Source organism: Wolbachia endosymbiont of Cardiocondyla obscurior, from assembly GCF_902713635.1.
In the GTDB taxonomy this organism is placed as follows: Bacteria; Pseudomonadota; Alphaproteobacteria; order Rickettsiales; family Anaplasmataceae; genus Wolbachia; species Wolbachia pipientis.
In genome coordinates this window covers 1-16,366 of record NZ_CACTIU010000021.1, presented here as the reverse complement: position 1 = coordinate 16,366, position 16,366 = coordinate 1, and the positions used below count along the sequence as shown (strand labels likewise).

Below are 16,366 nucleotides of genomic sequence, written 5' to 3'. Positions count from 1 at the left end.
TTGCCTTTTTTTTCATTTGGTAAATTTCTTAACGTTTGTAGCTAAACGACAACCGTCATCCCGCTACGTGTTAGCGGCTAAGAGATACCGCGGCGGTATGACGGTTTGCGGCGGCATGACCTCGTCATTCCCCTACGTGTTAGCGGGATCTAGAGATACCGCGAATGAATCGCGGTATGACGGTTCGCGCGGTGGCATGACCTCGTCATCCCGCTACGTGTTAGCGGGATCTATGCTTTGAGATACCGCGAATGAATCGCGGTATGACGGTGTAATGATGGTTAAGTAATTCGTCATCCCGCTGCTTGTTAGCGGCTAAGAGATACCGCGAATGAATCGCGGTATGACGGTGTAATGATGGTTAAGTAATTCGTCATCCCGCTACGTGTTAGCGGGATCTATGTTAAGAGATACCGCGGCGGTATGACGGTTAAGTAGGGTGTCATTCCAGTGCTCCTTTTTTTGTCATCCCAGCGTCACGCGTTGGTTTCAACATTATATCATGAACTTTCTAAAATTCATTGAACTGTGCTTTCAAACGGTAGTGCCGGGGTGTGAGTATAACGATTATCAGTATATAAAAGTCATAGCAGACAGGCTGGAAGCAGCGAGCGCTGGTGAAGTGAAACGAATAATATTCAATATGCCTCCGCGTTCAATGAAATCCCTGTGCGCTAGTGTTGCGTGGCCCGCATGGATACTGGGAAACCAACCAACTGCGAGAATAATAGTTGCAAGTTATTCTCAGCGGCTCAGCGAAAAGCACTCGCTCGACACCAGGTGCGTGATGCAGTCTAGTTGGTATAGAGCGCTATTTCCAGAGATAGAACTATCCAAAGACCAGAATACCAAATATAAATTTCAAACAGTGCAGAGAGGATACAGAATCGCAACATCAGTTGGTGGAACACTAACTGGTGAAGGTGGTGATTTTATCATTGTGGACGATCCGCTCAGTTCTGCTCAAGCTTTGAGTGAAACGCTTAGAAAGCGTGCCACAAACTGGTTTGATCAGACTTTAGTAACCAGGCTGAACGATAGAAAAAAAGGAGTCATCGTTCTTGTAATGCACAGGCTACACCAGGAGGACTTAACTGGACACCTTCTCTCCAAGCCAAAAAACATATGGCATCATATTTGTTTGCCAATGATTTCTGAAAATAAGCAGGTTATTTATTCAATCAAAAAGCCAATACCTCCCGTTCCTATCATCCGAGTAGCTCAGCACTGTGCGACCAGGCGATTATATAATAAACCAGCGTCACCTGTAAGGATATTATATTCAAGAGAAGAAGGTCAGTTGTTATATCCCCTCGATGGAGGAAAAGAAGAAGTTGAGATAATAAAAGCTGAACTTGGGAGTTACGCTTTTGCTGCTCAATATCAACAAAACCCTCTGCCGCTTTCAAGTGGTATAATTAAACCAGAGTGGTTGAAACGCTATAAAAAATTTCCTGATAATCTCTCGCATATAACACAAAGTTGGGATACTGCGGTTTCAACAAGCGACATGAGCAACTTTAGTGTCTGCACCACCTGGGCAAAAATAGATAATAAATTCTATTTACTTGATGTATATCGCGCAAAGCTTGAGTATCCAAAGCTTAAAGAACAAGTTTTATCACTAGCTGCAAGATGGTCACCACACGCGATTTTGATCGAAGCCAAAACAAGTGGTCAGCAATTAGCACAAGAGCTGAAGGCAAACAGTCATTTGCCCATTATCGAAATAGTGCCACATGATGGTAAGCTCACTCGATTCCACCGGATTGCTCCGATGATAGAGTCTGGCAGGATTATTTTGCCGCATCAAGCAGTATGGCTAAATGATTTTGAGTATGAGATTTTAATGTTCCCAGAAACGCGCCACGACGACCAAGTGGATAGTACCGTGCAATATTTGCAGTGGGTGAGAAACAGTACCTCCAGGGTTGCAGCTTTACGGGCATTGTGATTTGAGTCTACCAGTACTGGGATGACAGCTAGGAGACAACCGTCATCCCGCTGCTTGTTAGCGGGATCTAGAGATACCGCGAATGAATCGCGGTATGACGGTTCGTGGTGGTATGACAGTTCGTGGCGGTATGACGGTTCGCGGCGGCATGACGATAAGCTCGTCATCCCGCTTTGTTAGCGGCTGAGATACCGCGGCGGTATGACGGTTCGCGGCGGCATGACAATAAGCTCGTCATTCCGCTACTCGTTAGCGGAATCTATGCTGAGATATCGCGGCGGTATGATGTAGGGAAACCTTTCTTGGGTTAGCTATATCAATAGTATTGCTTTAAAAAGAGTGCCCATATTTTCAGTCAACCTTAAGAATTCACTAAAGATCCTATTCTTTTGTTCATCACTTGCGTTTTTCATTAAAGCCTGGGTTCTTTCTTTTATGCCAAAAAGATATAAAAATTCTCTTTGAGTTAAAATCTCGCAATCTACGTGTTTTAATGAATCTTTTAATGCTTGAAAGTTTACAAGTGCGGTAATATCACTATTACCAACATTCTCAAGAAAATTAGCATACTTATGTTGTTTTATCGATTGCAAAGTGCTCTTATATGCGGGGTATACATAACCGTAATCTACAATCAAAGCAGCTCCTTTATTATTATATATCTTCTTCTCAAGTTTTTTTAATATTTCAACCCCAACTGAACATATTTCCATCACTGCACCATTAAAAAGTTTTCCATTTGTCATCTGAGTAGCTGACGCTGGAATCCATGATTCTTTTTTTCTGGATTCCAGTGTCACGCACTGGCATGACACCAAGAGACTGCCATCATCTTGTTTTGTCACCCTATTTTCATACCACCCCTCATCACGATATACAAACTGATCTATCGGAAGAGCGTCAAAGAACTCATTTGCTAAAAAAATGGTTGGTTGTTCTGGTAGGTTGTCAATATTTTTGTGCCAATTAACATCTAAGCTTTTTAATTTTTCCTTTTGTATCTTCCGTAAAGTAGGGCTTATTTCAACTAAGTGGATCAACATTGAATTAAAAAAGCTGCTGTATTTTTTAGTGACTCTTATTATATCGTGAATGAGTGTTCCTTTGCCTGGCCCAAGTTCAACTAGAGAAAATTTTGATGGCTTTCCTAATTTTTCCCATGTATGCATTATCCAAACTGCAATTACTTCACCAAATAATTGGCTGATCTCAGGTGCGGTAGTAAAATCACCATCCTTACCAAGCGGTAATTTACTTGTATAATAGCCGTATTTTTCATGGTACAAAACGGCATTCATGAAATCACTGATGGATATTGATCCTTGACTTTTGTCAATTAATTCGTGTATATAAGTGAGCATGTTATTAATAAATGTTTAACTATAGCGTGCCATAATATAAAATAGTAGAGTATTTATATATATAGTATAAACTTAAGTTTGTGAGTAATAGTGCTTCAGTTATGGACGACAAAAACACCGATTATGTTGCCCTTATACCTCAAGATGATAGTATTGAATACAAATTTGAAGAAGCTGTCAATTTTATAGAAAACAAGGTTATAAATGCTGATGGGCTAACTTTAGCGGAAGTGTTTCAAGTGCTAGTTCAAATGCTAGATGGTGATCTAGCATTGGTAAAAAAAGTACTAGCATATGCTAATATTATGGCAAAGCATGGAATGAAGGTAGCAAAAGAGTCGCAATTAAGCAGAGCTGATGTTCGCCGAGCTTTGGAAGGTAGAGAAAGTGTTGTCAATAGACAAGATTTTATAAAGAAACCACCTCTTCCACCTGCTATAAAATCGACCAAAAAGAAAAGTAGAGGTCTTTAGATGGCTGAATCTATAAAAAAATTTACTGTACAATGTGACTTCAAAGGACAAAGTTCACCTTTTGCAATATACATAGGAAATCCAAAAAGTGATGCTCATCCAATTCATCATCAAGATTCCTGGCTTGTAAAAGAACGTGGAGGGAATATTCCTAATAAAGTAAAAGAAAGTCTACAAAAATTATATAAACTATCTCAAGAAAATGGAGTCTCTTTCTCAGAGTTATGCGCGTATGCCATTACTGTGGTTAGTAATAATGATAAAAAAAGTGACGACAAGGAGTAAGATAGTTTAATCCCTCAATATTTCATTTATAGAGATTTTCGATCTCGTCTTTTCATCCACTTTTTTTACTATGACTGCACAATAGGTTGAAATATTATTTTTAGATGGAATAGATCCTGGTATCACTACAGAATAAGGCGGCACTTTGCCATAAAATACCTTGCCAGTTTCTCTATCAATAATTTTTGTTGATGCCCCAATAAACACACCCATGCCAAGGACTGATCCTTCTCTCACTACCACACCCTCGGCCACTTCGCTACGTGCTCCAATAAAGCAATTATCTTCTATAATGACAGGTGAAGCTTGAATAGGCTCAAGAACTCCACCTATTCCCACTCCACCGGAAATATGACAGTTTTTTCCTATTTGCGCACAGCTACCAATTGTTGACCAGGCATCTATCATTGTTCCTGAATCAACATATGCACCAACGTTGATAAAACTTGGCATTAGAACAACATTTGTACCTATATAAGCAGATCGGCGAACAAAACACCCAGGAACTGCTCTAATTTTTAACCGGCGAAATTTTTCCTCATTCCATTCACTAAACTTGTTACCGATCTTGTCAAACCAGCAATTGGTATTGTCTATTATTTTGTTTTCTTCAGTGAGAAAATGTAATAATATTGCCTGCTTTATCCACTTATGTACTACCCATTCTCCACTTGATAGCTTTTCTGCTACTCTAATTTTGCCACTATCAAGGAGCTCAATTACCTCTTTAATTGCTATTCTTGCTGTTTTCTTTAGATTACAGTCATTAAATTTTTCTCTATTTTTCCAAATATTTTCTATCTCACTCTGTGTTTTTTTTAGTTGCAAACCTTCCATTTGTTATATATATATTGATATTAAATTTGTAGCTCTGTATCATTTGAGCTTGTTACTACTTTATATGTAAGTGCTATGAAAATACAATGTAATAGTTGTACTAAAACTTACTTAGTATCTTCTAAGCAAATTGGCGCGTCTGGAAGAAAGGTAAAATGTACGAACTGCAATCACATATGGCATGAATATCTAGAAGAAGTGTCAAACAAACAGCACTCTGCTAATATACAGGAAAAAAAAGTTAGTGGAAGAAATTTTTTACAAAATCTAGCATTTACCACTCTAGCTTTTGCAACAGCTACAGGGTTATGCGTCGTAATTGCTAACGGCATCTTTCCTAGAGAGATGAACAAAGCATACAAAACGATCAGTTCATATAAGGATTCAATAAGCTATAAATTAGGGTACAAAAAAGAACAAACAGAAAGTCCAAATGTAAAAAAACTTGCTGTAAATAAGTTTTATCAAGACTACCTTTTTTTATCTAATTTAAGATCTAGTTAAATAGGCATACCGATATCGGTCTCTAGCTACTCAGATGGTGTTTAGGGTGACAGAGTTTAAAAATAAGTTATTTTTTAGTAAAAAAGGCAGCTCATGAGTATTAAAATTGCACCTTCTATACTTTCAGCAGACTTTGCAAAATTAGGAGAAGAAGTAAGAAAAATTAGCGATTTAGGTGTAGATTACATACACATAGACGTTATGGATGGGAATTTCGTTCCAAATATTACAATTGGTTCTAGCGTTGTCTCTGCAATACGTAAATACAGCAATCTTTCTTTTGATGTGCATTTAATGGTCAAATCTCCTAGTAACCACATTGAAAGCTTTATAAATGCTGGTGCTGATATTATCACTGTACATGCAGAAGCAGAGATACACCTTGAGAGGTTGATAAGAAAGATAAAGTCATACGAAAATGTAAACGACGAAAAAAAACCGATTCAAGTTGGAGTTTCAATTGTTCCTTCAACTTCCCCAAGTGTGCTTGAATATATAATACATGAGCTAGATATTGTGCTGATTATGACAGTCAACCCTGGCTTTGGAGGGCAGGAATTTATTCATTCACAGTTGAACAAGATATCTACTATAAAAAAAATGATACAAGAGCGTAACCTTAAAACACAAATTTCAGTGGATGGTGGAATTAACTTTTTTAACGCAGCTGATATAATAAAAGCAGGTGCAGATATTTTAGTTGCGGGATCGGCGATATTCAAGGCTGAAGATATTAAGAAGGCCGTAAACGATCTTAAAAATCTATTGTTGTGACCCTATATAGCTAAAGTGGCTTAGGTTTACCTACAATTTGAAAAACAACAAATTCGTCATTCCGCTACTCGTTAGCGGAATCTATGCTGAGATACCGCGGCGGTATGACGTAGAAAAACCTTTCTTGGGTTGTATCCGTTCAGCTAAGCGGTGTGAGAGATGATAGATAAGAGGTTTTGGAAAGCCCATTTGTTTCCATGTCAAGTATAATGAAATTATCCGTTCAAGTTCCCCGCTTCGATTGGGTAAAATATGAATTTTTGCGATAAACGACATAATGCCGTATTTGCCGTTCAGCATGGTTATTTGTCAGCGGAATATTTTCTGGGTCATCTAAAAATTTCCACATCATTCTTTCAGATTTCAAAATATTTTTTGCAACTCGAGAAGCTCCAATTGCTTCAGGTAAACGGCTTCAAGTAATACCTTGTACGTTTTCGCAATTTTCTGGCACGTCTGGTAAATCTAAAAACATCTATCTCATTTTTTAGCAAGGCCTTTTTTAGTGCAAATAATTCAGTGGCTACGTTTCTTAAGTAACAGCCCAGAACTTTAACTTCAACTATGTGCTAATCTTTCAAAATCTCTTGATAAATGTGCCCAACAGATTTGCCTGTTCTTATCGGCAAAGTAGTTGTATGCTGCGTACCTGTCGTAAGCTATTGCGATTGCAGAACTTACTATTTTGTAAAACCTTCATTCCTCTTGACTCTGTCAATTTTATAAAACTTGCTGTATTACTGGCAAACATCCAGCACCAACCAAGTTTACCTTTGTTATAATGGCTCGTTTCATCGATATGCAGAACTTCACTTTTACTTACTTCTTGCTCGATTTGCTCATATGCTTCTTGGCATTTTTCTGCAACTCTAGCCTCGCTATTTGACACGCTACCAACACTGATGTCCAGGTTGAAAATATTTTTTATAATATTTGCTACTTCTCTTTTCGAGTTCTTGTAAAATCCGCTCAGCGCCGCAATTGTTGACTTAACTTTTGGACCAAATGTATCCGCAGTAACACCTTCTGGTAGCCTGCTACTTTTTCTTTTTCCACACTTGCAACAGCGGCCATTGGTATTCCACAACATAAGCTGGCAAATCAACTTTTTGATGAATGTATGGCTCTTTCGATATCGCAATTTCTCCTCCGCACTCGCAAGAACTCTATTTTCACCACTTCATCTGCTTCCATTTTAGGGCGATACTTTCCTTCATGCCCAATCTGTGCCCCTATTTTCCTGTCACTTTTTTTCTTTTTCTTCTTTAGCTTGTATAACTCTTTTGAGCTCGGTATCGATGAATTTTGTGAATTCAGACCTAGTCTTTCTTTCAATTCAGCATTTTCGATTCTTAGCGCCTTATTCTCAGATCTAAAATTTTCGTTTTCTATCTCTAACCTCTTTATCTCTGCTTTTAGTTGCTCTATCTCTATTTTAAAGCTTTCACAGAGCTTGAGAAGACTAGCTAGTAGATCAGACATATTTACCACACATACTACTTGTGATATTATGTTTTTAGCACTCCTTGTCTACTTTTTATTTTACCGCTCCGCTGAACGGATACCTTTTTTTTACTGTTTGAGTATGTAAGGATTATGACGACCTATCCCAAACCTCAACTATATCCTCACTAAACTCTATTATCTTTGTTTTTTTAAACTGATAACAGTTGTTAATGAATTGAATCCCTAAATCTCCTACAAAAGGAGTGGCATCATTGCCTAAAATTTTACCACTGCGGCATATTATCAACCTGTCGATTAAATTACACTTTAATAGTTCTGTGATTAACACTCCTCCACCTTCAACTAATAATCTTGTTATACCAATTTCTGAAACAAGTTTTGATGCCATGTCCTTTAGGTAGGCTTTGCCTGCATCGTTTAAATTGACTTTCAAGTAGTTAATGTTTTTTATTTTTTTCTCTACTTCTTTATTTGTGATGACCCAAGTTATTACTTTGTCTGCAGTCTTTGCAATGTTATGCTCTTCCTTTAATCTCCCTTGACTATCTATAATTAGCCTTATTGGCGATCTACTTCCGAGTCCTGGTAATCTGCAAGTTAAGAGTGGATCATCATTAATAAGAGTATTGCTGCCGATCATAATTGCATCATATTTCGTTCTGAGCTCATGCACCCAGTTTCTCGTATTTTCACTTGTTATCCATTTGCTATCGCCTGTAAATGTTGCGATTTTTCCGTCAAGAGTTGTTGCGACTTTGCAAGCTATAAATGGTCTATGTAATTCTTTAGTGGTGAAAAAACCGACATTCAGTTCTTTTGCCTCTTTTTGCATAATACCTTGCTCAACTTCAATTCCTGCTTCTTTCAGAGCTTTCATGCCTCTGCCTGAAACTCTACTATCTGGGTCAATAGTTGCAATTACTACTCTTTTTATGCCAGCTTTTATGATTTTTGCAGTGCAAGGCCCCGTGACTCCGTGATGACAACATGGCTCAAGAGTGATATATATAGTTGCGCCATGAGTTGAATCTTTAGCGTTTTGCAAAGCGACTACCTCCGCATGCGGACGCCCACCAATCCCTGTATATCCCTCACTAACAATTGTACCATCTTTTACAATAACACACCCGACAGCAGGATTTGGTGCAACATTTCCAAGATTTTTTTCTGCAAGCCTTAATGCAATTGACATGAAATGATCATCAGTCATTAGAAAGAAGTCATTTCGTATGAGGTATCAAAAATTCTTCTGTGCTCGTGTATAGCAAATCTATCTGTCATACCTGAGATATAGTCACATATTATTACTGAACGCTGAGATTCACAAGCGAGTTTGCTCCACTCTGTGGGAAGTAATCCTGGGTTTTCATAAAAACATTGAAAGAGTTCCTGTATTATGCGTTTTGCTTTGTTCATCGTTCTACTCAGTTTATAGCTTCTGTATATTTTCTCCATGTTGAATCTTTTCATTTCTTTTGTAGCATTCGCAACTTCTGGTGAAAATGTGACTAGCATTTTATTTAGACTTCTTACGTCTTCTACGCTTTTTATTTTGTGATCTTCAATATTTCTTTCAGTCTGAGAAACAACATCACTTATCATAGTTCCTATAGTTCCACTCAGTGATTCATGTATGAGTTTGCTCTGAGGCAATTCTGAATATCTGCTCCTTATGTCTTTAAACATTTTTTCAATTAAAGGAACATTCAGCAAATCTTCGATGGTTACTAAATTCGCCCTGAGTGCATCATCAAGATCGTGAACACTGTAAGCAATATCATCGGCAATTGAAGCAACTTGCGCTTCAATGCTTGAAAATTCTTCAAGTTTTAGATCATATTTTTTGTTGTATTCTAATAACAGCTGATTACTTGTAGAAGACTCCGCGTTTTGACCAAGCAAGGGACCGTTATGTTTTGCAACTCCTTCAATCACCTCCCAACTTAGATTCATACCATCAAAATCAGCATGTTTTTGTTCAAGATAAGTTAAAATCCTTATAGCTTGAACATTATGATCAAACTCATACTTCTCGTTATCAAGATTCAAATCTTGAATTGATTTCTTTAGAGCATCTTCACCTGCATGACCAAATGGAGGATGACCAAGATCATGTGCGAGCGCTATGCATTCAGTGATATCCTCATTTAAGCCAAGTCTACGCGCAATGGACCTTGCAATTTGTGCAACTTCAAGGCTATGAGTAAGCCGAGTGCGATAGTAGTCGTGCTCATAATTGATAAAAACTTGTGTTTTGTACTCCAACTTTCTAAACGCATTAGAGTGAATGATACGGTCCCTATCACGCTGAAAGCAGCTGCGATTCTCATCTTCTGGCTCTTTGAAGTATCTCCCTTTTGTTTTGCTTGGAAAACATGCATAATTTAATAGAAAATTATTGTTTGACATGTAAAATTTCTACTATAATAAGTTATCAATAATAAACGGTGGTTACTATGTCAACAAATTACAACATCAACTTAACTGATAATGCACTAAAAAAAATCCACTCTCTTGCAGAGCAGGAAGGGGATAAGAGTTCCATTTTACGGGTTGCAGTTTCAGGTGGTGGATGTTCTGGCTTCAAATACAATTTTCTTATGGATCAAATGAATAAAAATCTATCTTTGGATGATGAAGACGATGATTACGATGATGAGTTTGATGACGAAGACGAAGATGATGACTATGACTATGAAGAAAGTGAGGACTATAGAAGCCACTCCAGTTTTAGCGAAAAAGGTAAAGATATAGTAATTAATGATGAAAATGGAAACCCTGTATTAATGGTTGATAATTGTTCAGCAAAATTTTTAAATAACTCAGTTATAGATTATACTGAGGATCTCAGTGGTTCTGGTTTTCAAATAAAGAATGCCTTTGCTAAGTCTCAATGTGGTTGTGGTAACAGTTTTTCTGTTTAATTATTACTAAAACTTAGATGCCTTCTGGATCTTTTAAACATGGGTGGTAATGTAGCACTAGAACTAACTTCTGTAGATAAAAGCTTCAAGGACAATTCTGCTGTTGTAAAGGATATCAACTTAAGTGTTACAAGAGGGCAAGTAGTAGCGCTGATTGGCAATTCAGGTGCAGGGAAAACAACTATATTGCAAATCGCAGGCTTATTGGATAAGCCAACTTCAGGTATAGTTACGATAGATGGAATAAATTGCACACAAGCCAGTAATAAGCATAAAACTCATGTAAGAAGAAATTTTCTTAGTTTTGTTTATCAATTTCACTATTTGTTACAAGAGTTATCGGTGTTGGAAAATATTATGCTTCCTCAACTCATTGCAGGAAAAAGCAAAGCTGAAGCAAAAAAAAATTCGCAAGCAATGTTGGAAAAATTTGGTCTGGAAAACAAAGCAAGTAGCATGGTATCTGAAGTTTCGGGTGGGGAAAGGCAGAGAGTTGCAATTGCAAGAAGCATTGTAAATTCTCCAAAGCTTTTACTTGCAGATGAGCCAACAGGAAACTTAGATCCAACAAATTCTTTTAACGTGTTTTTACTGCTACATTCATACGTAAAGGAAAATAACAGCTCTATGCTTATAGTAACACACAATCATCCCCTTGCAGAAAAGGCAGACTGCATTTTCCAATTGAGAGATCGATCATTAGTGAAGTTGTGAATAGGAAAAATAGCACAATTTCTATGCCTTATACTTATCTAACCAATGATCATTAACAGAGTACAACTCGCATGAAATGCTTTCATTGCTTTTTATACACGGACTTTTTAACTTACGCTGTTTACTTAGGGAACACCCCGATAACATAAACACAGCTAAAACAAAAAATAATAGCTTTTTAAACATAACAAAACCTTTTCATTTATATTACTACACTCATTTCTCTTGTTTGTAAAGATTAGGCATATTCTTTTACCCTTACCTCTTTTTTGACCTTTTGAAAAGAAATAGTTGCACTATTCAAGCGCAGTTTTATATAATTGTCCACGATTTGAGTCACTTCCTCTTCTTTATCCTTTAGAAAGTGATTAGTATCATCTATTATATGGTATTTCATGTGATCACTTCTTACTGAATTTATCAACCTTTTTGCTAATTCTGTTACATCGCTTTCTTCTGAGATTGTATCATTACTGCTTTGTATTATAAGCCCAGAAACTGGACAGGGAGAAAGAAAAGAAAAATCGTACTTAGTTACCGGAAGAGAAAGAGCAATAAAACCCACTATCTCAGGGCGGCGCATTGTTAGCTGCATAGCCACCCATGCTCCAAAAGAAAAACCAGCGATCCAAATTGGAACATTGCTAGGATTATGTTCCTGAAGCCAATCAATGGCTACCGCAGCGTCAGTTAATTCTCCTATACCCTTATCAAAAGTTCCGGTAGATTTTCCCACACCACGAAAGTTAATCTTCAATGCAGAAAAATTGTTATCGATAAAAGACGTATATGTACTATGTACAATTTTACTATCCATATTACCACCATATTGAGGATGATGATGTAAAACCAGCACAACCGGCGCGTTGGCATCTTTGCTTTGGTGGTATTCACCTTCTATCTTTCTTGTTGCATTATTCAAAAAAACTTCAACCATGGTAACCCCTAATAAGAACCCGCTTGACAGGTATTAATGACGTGAGTTATTAATTATGTATTAATTTCGCTGTTTTTGCAATAAATTTTTTATCGTGTTAAAGCTAACGTACATAGTTATGGCTATAGTTGATGGTAAACTTATTTAAGTGACAGATGAGTCCATTCTCTTTAGAAAATAGTGGTTGCGTATATGCTGATTACAATGCAACTGCTCCAATTAGTGAAAATGTAAAAAAAAGTATATTTGAGGTCTTGTCAAAACAAACGCTCAATCCATCATCACTACATAAGAGAGGACAAGAAGCGAGGAAGATTCTTCAGGATGCAAGAGATAACGTACGTGGTGCTATTGGCGTCTCAAGTGATAAAGAAATAGTTTTTACGTCTGGTGCAACTGAAGCGAATAACCTTGTTATGAGAGGAATAGCAGGCTACCTGCATATAATTTCAGCTATAGAGCATCCTTCAATTCTTAATTCTGCATGTAATCCATATATAATACCTGTTAATCAGGAGGGCATTGTTGACTTTTTAGAGCTAGAAAAAATTCTAAGCGAACTTAAAGGAAACAAAGCAATAGTTTCAGTTATGATGGCAAATAACGAAACCGGAGTTATTCAACCTATTGAGGAAATAGCTGAAATAGCCCACAAATTTGGAGCAATTTGCCACACTGACACTGCTCAAAGTGTTGGGAAAATTAAAGTTAATATGGAAGATTTAGGAGTGGATTTACTCACTTTATCCGCCCATAAATTTGGCGGTGTAGCAGGCAGTGGAGTTTTAATATTCAATAAAGAACTTGCGATAGAACCTATTATAATAGGTGGTGGACAAGAGAAGGGATTTCGTGGTGGTACGGAAAATATTGTTGCGATTGCAGGCCTTTCTGCTGCACTGCAAAATATTCCAGATCTTCTATCAAAAATGGATGAAGTAAAGGAGCTACGCGATCAATTAGAGTGTGAATTATTAAATCTTGTCAGTGACATAAGAATCTTCGGTAAAAACTCTAAGAGGCTGCCAAACACAAGTTTTATTTATATGCCAGGAGTAAAGAGTGATGTGCAGCTCATGCATTTTGACTTGAATTATATTGCAGTTAGTAATGGCTCCGCATGTTCTTCTGGAAAAGTTGAGCCTTCCCATGTTTTGCTTGCAATGGGGGCAACAAAAGAGCAAGCAGAGTGTTCAATTAGAATCAGTATAGGTCCAGAAACTAAACCACAAGACATAAAAAAAATAGTGGATTGTTGGTATAATATCTACAAGCAGAACACCTTGGTATAGATAATACGTGGTATCATGCAGGCACTGGCCGAGCATTAGATGTAAAAAATTACTTTACAACCCCGCGGTATCTCTAGATCCCGCTAACAAGCAGCGGGATGACGGTTGTTAGGCTAGCTGTCATCCAAGTAGCTGACACTGGTTCCTTTATGACGGCAGTGCCCCTATGGTGTCATTCCAGTGTCCTGACTACTTGGATCTAGCAAGCTTTGCTTGCAAATAAGTCTAATACGTGTCGCGTTTTATGCCAAAACACAATTGGAGTTACATGCAAAATAGATCCCAGACTGGGATGACAAAAAAAGAGCACTGGAATGACACCATTTGCTGTGCAATTTACCTTCAAAAATGAATGTTCGTACAGCTATGGATTCATTCGCGGTATCTCACCATAGATCCCGCTGACAAGCAGCGGTATGACGGTTATCAGTAAACATGAATTACTTTAGCTATGCAATCAGGCTTCCTAAAAACACTTTGTAGCCAATCAATTCTTGAGTATAAAAAGAATTCCTTTAATAATAAGGTATGCTAATCAGGAATTTAATAAAACAAGCAACTCAAGTAGGAAGCAGTGAAAATGCAATACGGTATGTCGAATATCTCTATCAATTTGAGAAGTTTAGAAACACATTAAACCTCACTTTATCACTAATAAAGCAAAACAGGCTCTCATTTGAAATATACCAAGAGGGATTAGTGGATATGGAAGAGGGAGTGTGTAAGACAATCAGGTCTTCCAGTGTAAATAGATATGTTATTGTACTGAGGAAGTCAAACCCATACATTATAGTGCATGAACTTTCACACATGGTTGAAAATGAACTGAACTTAAGTTTGGAACAGGAATTTCTCCATAAAGTTTACCAGGATATTGAGCAGAACCTAAAGCAAGCAAATATTCTTGTGCAGAAAATTATCGGCCAAGTTATATTTAAGGAGATACAGGCTTATCAAACTGCAAAATCACGTGCATCTGAATTATTTGCACGCTATTTTGAGCTATTTGCTTGGGCGCAGGAGGTTTACCCTAAAGATAAAGAATACTTAATCCGCACTCAAGACTTAAACAAAGTGTTCCTTGCTACTGGCCAATGGAAAAAGAGCTACCTTGATTCACAAATGATGGAGAGAATAGATAAGGAAATCAAGGAATACAGCAATAAAACTGCCACTAAAGACGTAACCAAAGTGCAAAGCAGTTGGACTAATAAATTTTCTCCTGGGGGCAAAAAAATTAGCTCTATATTTGGAGATGATGATTAGCTTATAGTGCAGGTTTTCCTACGTCATCCCGCGATTCATTCCACGACTGTACGAACGTCTAGTTTAGTGATAAAATGTATATAACTATTGATGTCATTCGAGCATTTACATTTGTTACATCAGCACTCACATTTGTCATCTCAGTCTCCTCTTCCTGTCATCCCAGTGCGTGACACTGGGATGACACCATCATAAAGGAATCAGTGTCAGCTACTTTCATGACACCATTCTTTTTTCTGGATCCAAGTAGTCAGGGCACTGGGATGACGAGAGAGGAGACCTGGAATAACAAGAAAGTGCTCCATCTCAATAGCGCAATGTTCATACGATTGTAGATTCATTCGCGGTATAGATCCCGCTAACAAGCAGCGGGATGACGGTTGTCGGTAAATCTTTTAGCTGTAGAAGTTAACTTTGCAGTTAACTTCTACAGCGTTTCAAGATATAGTTTTGATAATAAAGTGCTCGAATATACATGAAAACCATTTTAGCTGTTGAAACAAGCTGCGACGAAACTGCAGTAGCGATTGTAAATAGTGACAAGCAAGTCCTTGCTCACGAAATTCTCTCCCAAGCAGAACACAAAAAACGTGGTGGGGTGATCCCTGAAATAGCTTCACGTGCTCATATGAAGCATTTAAGTGGTCTAATAAAAAGCGCCGTGGAAAAATCTAACCTTAACTTTTGTGACCTCAATGCAATTGCAGCAACATCAGGACCAGGACTCATAGGTGGATTAATAGTTGGTACAATGATGGCTAAAGCAATTGCGCATGTAGCACAAAAACCGTTCATTGCAGTGAATCACTTAGAAGCGCATGCATTGGTTATTAGGTTACTGCATGAGGTAAAATTTCCATTTTTAGTCCTACTAATATCAGGTGGTCACTGTCAATTTTTAATTGCACAGGATGTAGGTAAATACATTAAACTTGGAGAAACGCTCGATGATTCACTAGGAGAAGCATTTGATAAAGTTGCTAAGATGCTGGGTTTAAGCTACCCAGGAGGCCCATTAATTGAAAAGTTGGCTAAAAAAGGCAATGGCACAAGATTCAAACTGCCAAGGGCAATGATAAAACGTTCTGGATGTAACTTTTCGTTTTCTGGAATTAAAACAGCAGTAAAAAACTTAGTGCAAGAACTGAAAATGAGCGAGCAAGATGTGTGTGATGTATGTGCTTCGTTTCAAGAGTGTATTAGTGACATACTGCTGGACAGGGTTAGTAATGCGATTATTATGGCCGAATCTTTAAATATCAAAATCAATGACTTTGTGATTACCGGCGGAGTTGCAGCAAATAATTTCTTGAGAGAAAAATTAAAACAACACATAAACTTAAACATATTTTTTCCCCCTAACGACCTATGTACAGACAATGCAATTATGGTTGGATGGACAGGAATTGAAAGGTTACAGAAAAATTATATAGATCCACTTAATTTTGCACCAAGACCTAAGTGGGAGTTAGAGAGTTATTAAAAGCTCTCAATTCTGAATTATAGCTAAAGTGACTTAGGTTCTCTAATTGCACATAAGTCAACAATAATTTTCACACAAATCAAAACAGCATATCT

General features: G+C 37.6%; 19 protein-coding genes and 1 pseudogene. 14 read left to right on the top strand and 6 right to left on the bottom strand.

Going from position 1 to position 16,366, the window contains the following annotated elements:
- The 4 genes from WOCAOBSORBRA_RS02495 to WOCAOBSORBRA_RS02480 all read left to right on the top strand — a co-directional run.
- The coding region (locus WOCAOBSORBRA_RS02495) for a hypothetical protein (protein WP_174515849.1) at positions 1-241 on the top strand (241 nt) is incomplete at its 5' end.
- A 261-nt stretch (positions 242-502) separates the two neighbouring features.
- Positions 503-1,954: a phage terminase large subunit gene (gene terL, locus WOCAOBSORBRA_RS02490; RefSeq protein ID WP_174515850.1), complete on the top strand. Its 1,452-nt coding sequence runs from the start codon at positions 503-505 to the stop codon at positions 1,952-1,954.
- 21 nt (positions 1,955-1,975) lie between these two features.
- Positions 1,976-2,134 carry a hypothetical protein gene (locus tag WOCAOBSORBRA_RS02485; protein ID WP_174515848.1) on the top strand — a complete coding sequence of 53 codons (159 nt, stop codon included), beginning with the start codon at positions 1,976-1,978 and terminating at the stop codon, positions 2,132-2,134.
- The gene (locus WOCAOBSORBRA_RS02480) at positions 2,128-2,265 is read left to right on the top strand and encodes a hypothetical protein (RefSeq protein WP_174515847.1); all 138 of its coding nucleotides are present in this window, start codon (positions 2,128-2,130) and stop codon (positions 2,263-2,265) included. The genes WOCAOBSORBRA_RS02485 and WOCAOBSORBRA_RS02480 overlap by 7 nt, the downstream gene beginning before the upstream one ends.
- On the opposite strand, the gene WOCAOBSORBRA_RS02475 is transcribed toward WOCAOBSORBRA_RS02480, so the two are convergent.
- A complete protein-coding gene (locus WOCAOBSORBRA_RS02475; RefSeq protein ID WP_174515846.1) occupies positions 2,266-3,315 on the bottom strand; it encodes a class I SAM-dependent methyltransferase in 1,050 nt (349 codons plus the stop codon). It lies immediately after the preceding gene.
- A gap of 101 nt (positions 3,316-3,416) precedes the next feature.
- On the opposite strand from WOCAOBSORBRA_RS02475, the gene WOCAOBSORBRA_RS02470 reads away from it, so the two are divergent.
- Both WOCAOBSORBRA_RS02470 and WOCAOBSORBRA_RS02465 read left to right on the top strand, forming a co-directional pair.
- Complete coding sequence (locus WOCAOBSORBRA_RS02470; protein ID WP_064125057.1) at positions 3,417-3,788, top strand: hypothetical protein; 372 nt, start codon at positions 3,417-3,419, stop codon at positions 3,786-3,788.
- On the top strand, positions 3,789-4,073 hold the full coding sequence (locus WOCAOBSORBRA_RS02465) for a DUF2610 domain-containing protein (RefSeq protein ID WP_010962783.1): 285 nt from the start codon (positions 3,789-3,791) through the stop codon (positions 4,071-4,073). It begins immediately after the preceding gene.
- Positions 4,074-4,079: 6 nt separating this feature from the next.
- On the opposite strand, the gene dapD is transcribed toward WOCAOBSORBRA_RS02465, so the two are convergent.
- On the bottom strand, positions 4,080-4,910 hold the full coding sequence (dapD, locus tag WOCAOBSORBRA_RS02460; RefSeq protein ID WP_174515844.1) for a 2,3,4,5-tetrahydropyridine-2,6-dicarboxylate N-succinyltransferase: 831 nt from the start codon (positions 4,908-4,910) through the stop codon (positions 4,080-4,082).
- A 75-nt stretch (positions 4,911-4,985) separates the two neighbouring features.
- Here dapD and WOCAOBSORBRA_RS02455 point away from each other — a divergent pair, with 75 nt between their 5' ends.
- A complete protein-coding gene (locus tag WOCAOBSORBRA_RS02455; protein WP_174515843.1) occupies positions 4,986-5,414 on the top strand; it encodes a zinc-ribbon domain-containing protein in 429 nt (142 codons plus the stop codon).
- Positions 5,415-5,507: 93 nt separating this feature from the next.
- Entirely contained in the window at positions 5,508-6,188 is a 681-nt protein-coding gene (gene rpe / locus WOCAOBSORBRA_RS02450; RefSeq protein ID WP_174515842.1) for a ribulose-phosphate 3-epimerase, read from the top strand.
- Positions 6,189-6,331: 143 nt separating this feature from the next.
- Here rpe and tnpC read toward each other — a convergent pair.
- The 3 genes and pseudogenes from tnpC to WOCAOBSORBRA_RS02435 form a co-directional block, all read right to left on the bottom strand.
- Positions 6,332-7,670: pseudogene (gene tnpC / locus WOCAOBSORBRA_RS02445) on the bottom strand (IS66 family transposase).
- 112 nt (positions 7,671-7,782) lie between these two features.
- Positions 7,783-8,865, bottom strand: a complete 1,083-nt coding sequence (gene ribD, locus WOCAOBSORBRA_RS02440; protein WP_174515841.1) for a bifunctional diaminohydroxyphosphoribosylaminopyrimidine deaminase/5-amino-6-(5-phosphoribosylamino)uracil reductase RibD — start codon at positions 8,863-8,865, stop codon at positions 7,783-7,785.
- Positions 8,865-10,064, bottom strand: a complete 1,200-nt coding sequence (locus WOCAOBSORBRA_RS02435; RefSeq protein WP_174515840.1) for a deoxyguanosinetriphosphate triphosphohydrolase — start codon at positions 10,062-10,064, stop codon at positions 8,865-8,867. The genes ribD and WOCAOBSORBRA_RS02435 overlap by 1 nt, the downstream gene beginning before the upstream one ends.
- Before the next feature lie 47 nt (positions 10,065-10,111).
- Here WOCAOBSORBRA_RS02435 and WOCAOBSORBRA_RS02430 point away from each other — a divergent pair, with 47 nt between their 5' ends.
- Both WOCAOBSORBRA_RS02430 and WOCAOBSORBRA_RS02425 read left to right on the top strand, forming a co-directional pair.
- A complete protein-coding gene (locus tag WOCAOBSORBRA_RS02430; protein WP_012673221.1) occupies positions 10,112-10,579 on the top strand; it encodes a HesB/IscA family protein in 468 nt (155 codons plus the stop codon).
- Positions 10,580-10,618: 39 nt separating this feature from the next.
- Entirely contained in the window at positions 10,619-11,293 is a 675-nt protein-coding gene (locus WOCAOBSORBRA_RS02425) for an ABC transporter ATP-binding protein (RefSeq protein WP_174515839.1), read from the top strand.
- Positions 11,294-11,531: 238 nt separating this feature from the next.
- Here WOCAOBSORBRA_RS02425 and WOCAOBSORBRA_RS02415 read toward each other — a convergent pair whose 3' ends face one another.
- On the bottom strand, positions 11,532-12,230 hold the full coding sequence (locus WOCAOBSORBRA_RS02415; RefSeq protein ID WP_151808056.1) for an alpha/beta hydrolase: 699 nt from the start codon (positions 12,228-12,230) through the stop codon (positions 11,532-11,534).
- A 155-nt stretch (positions 12,231-12,385) separates the two neighbouring features.
- On the opposite strand from WOCAOBSORBRA_RS02415, the gene WOCAOBSORBRA_RS02410 reads away from it, so the two are divergent.
- From WOCAOBSORBRA_RS02410 to tsaD, 4 genes are all read left to right on the top strand, one after another.
- Positions 12,386-13,522, top strand: coding sequence for a cysteine desulfurase family protein (locus WOCAOBSORBRA_RS02410; RefSeq protein WP_174515838.1), 1,137 nt, complete (start codon positions 12,386-12,388; stop codon positions 13,520-13,522).
- A gap of 528 nt (positions 13,523-14,050) precedes the next feature.
- Positions 14,051-14,788, top strand: a complete 738-nt coding sequence (locus WOCAOBSORBRA_RS02405) for a WD_0702 family putative metalloprotease (RefSeq protein WP_010081987.1) — start codon at positions 14,051-14,053, stop codon at positions 14,786-14,788.
- 203 nt (positions 14,789-14,991) lie between these two features.
- On the top strand, positions 14,992-15,123 hold the full coding sequence (locus WOCAOBSORBRA_RS06445; RefSeq protein WP_255407355.1) for a hypothetical protein: 132 nt from the start codon (positions 14,992-14,994) through the stop codon (positions 15,121-15,123).
- A gap of 140 nt (positions 15,124-15,263) precedes the next feature.
- Entirely contained in the window at positions 15,264-16,271 is a 1,008-nt protein-coding gene (gene tsaD, locus WOCAOBSORBRA_RS02400) for a tRNA (adenosine(37)-N6)-threonylcarbamoyltransferase complex transferase subunit TsaD (protein WP_174515837.1), read from the top strand.
- Positions 16,272-16,366: the final 95 nt, after the last annotated feature.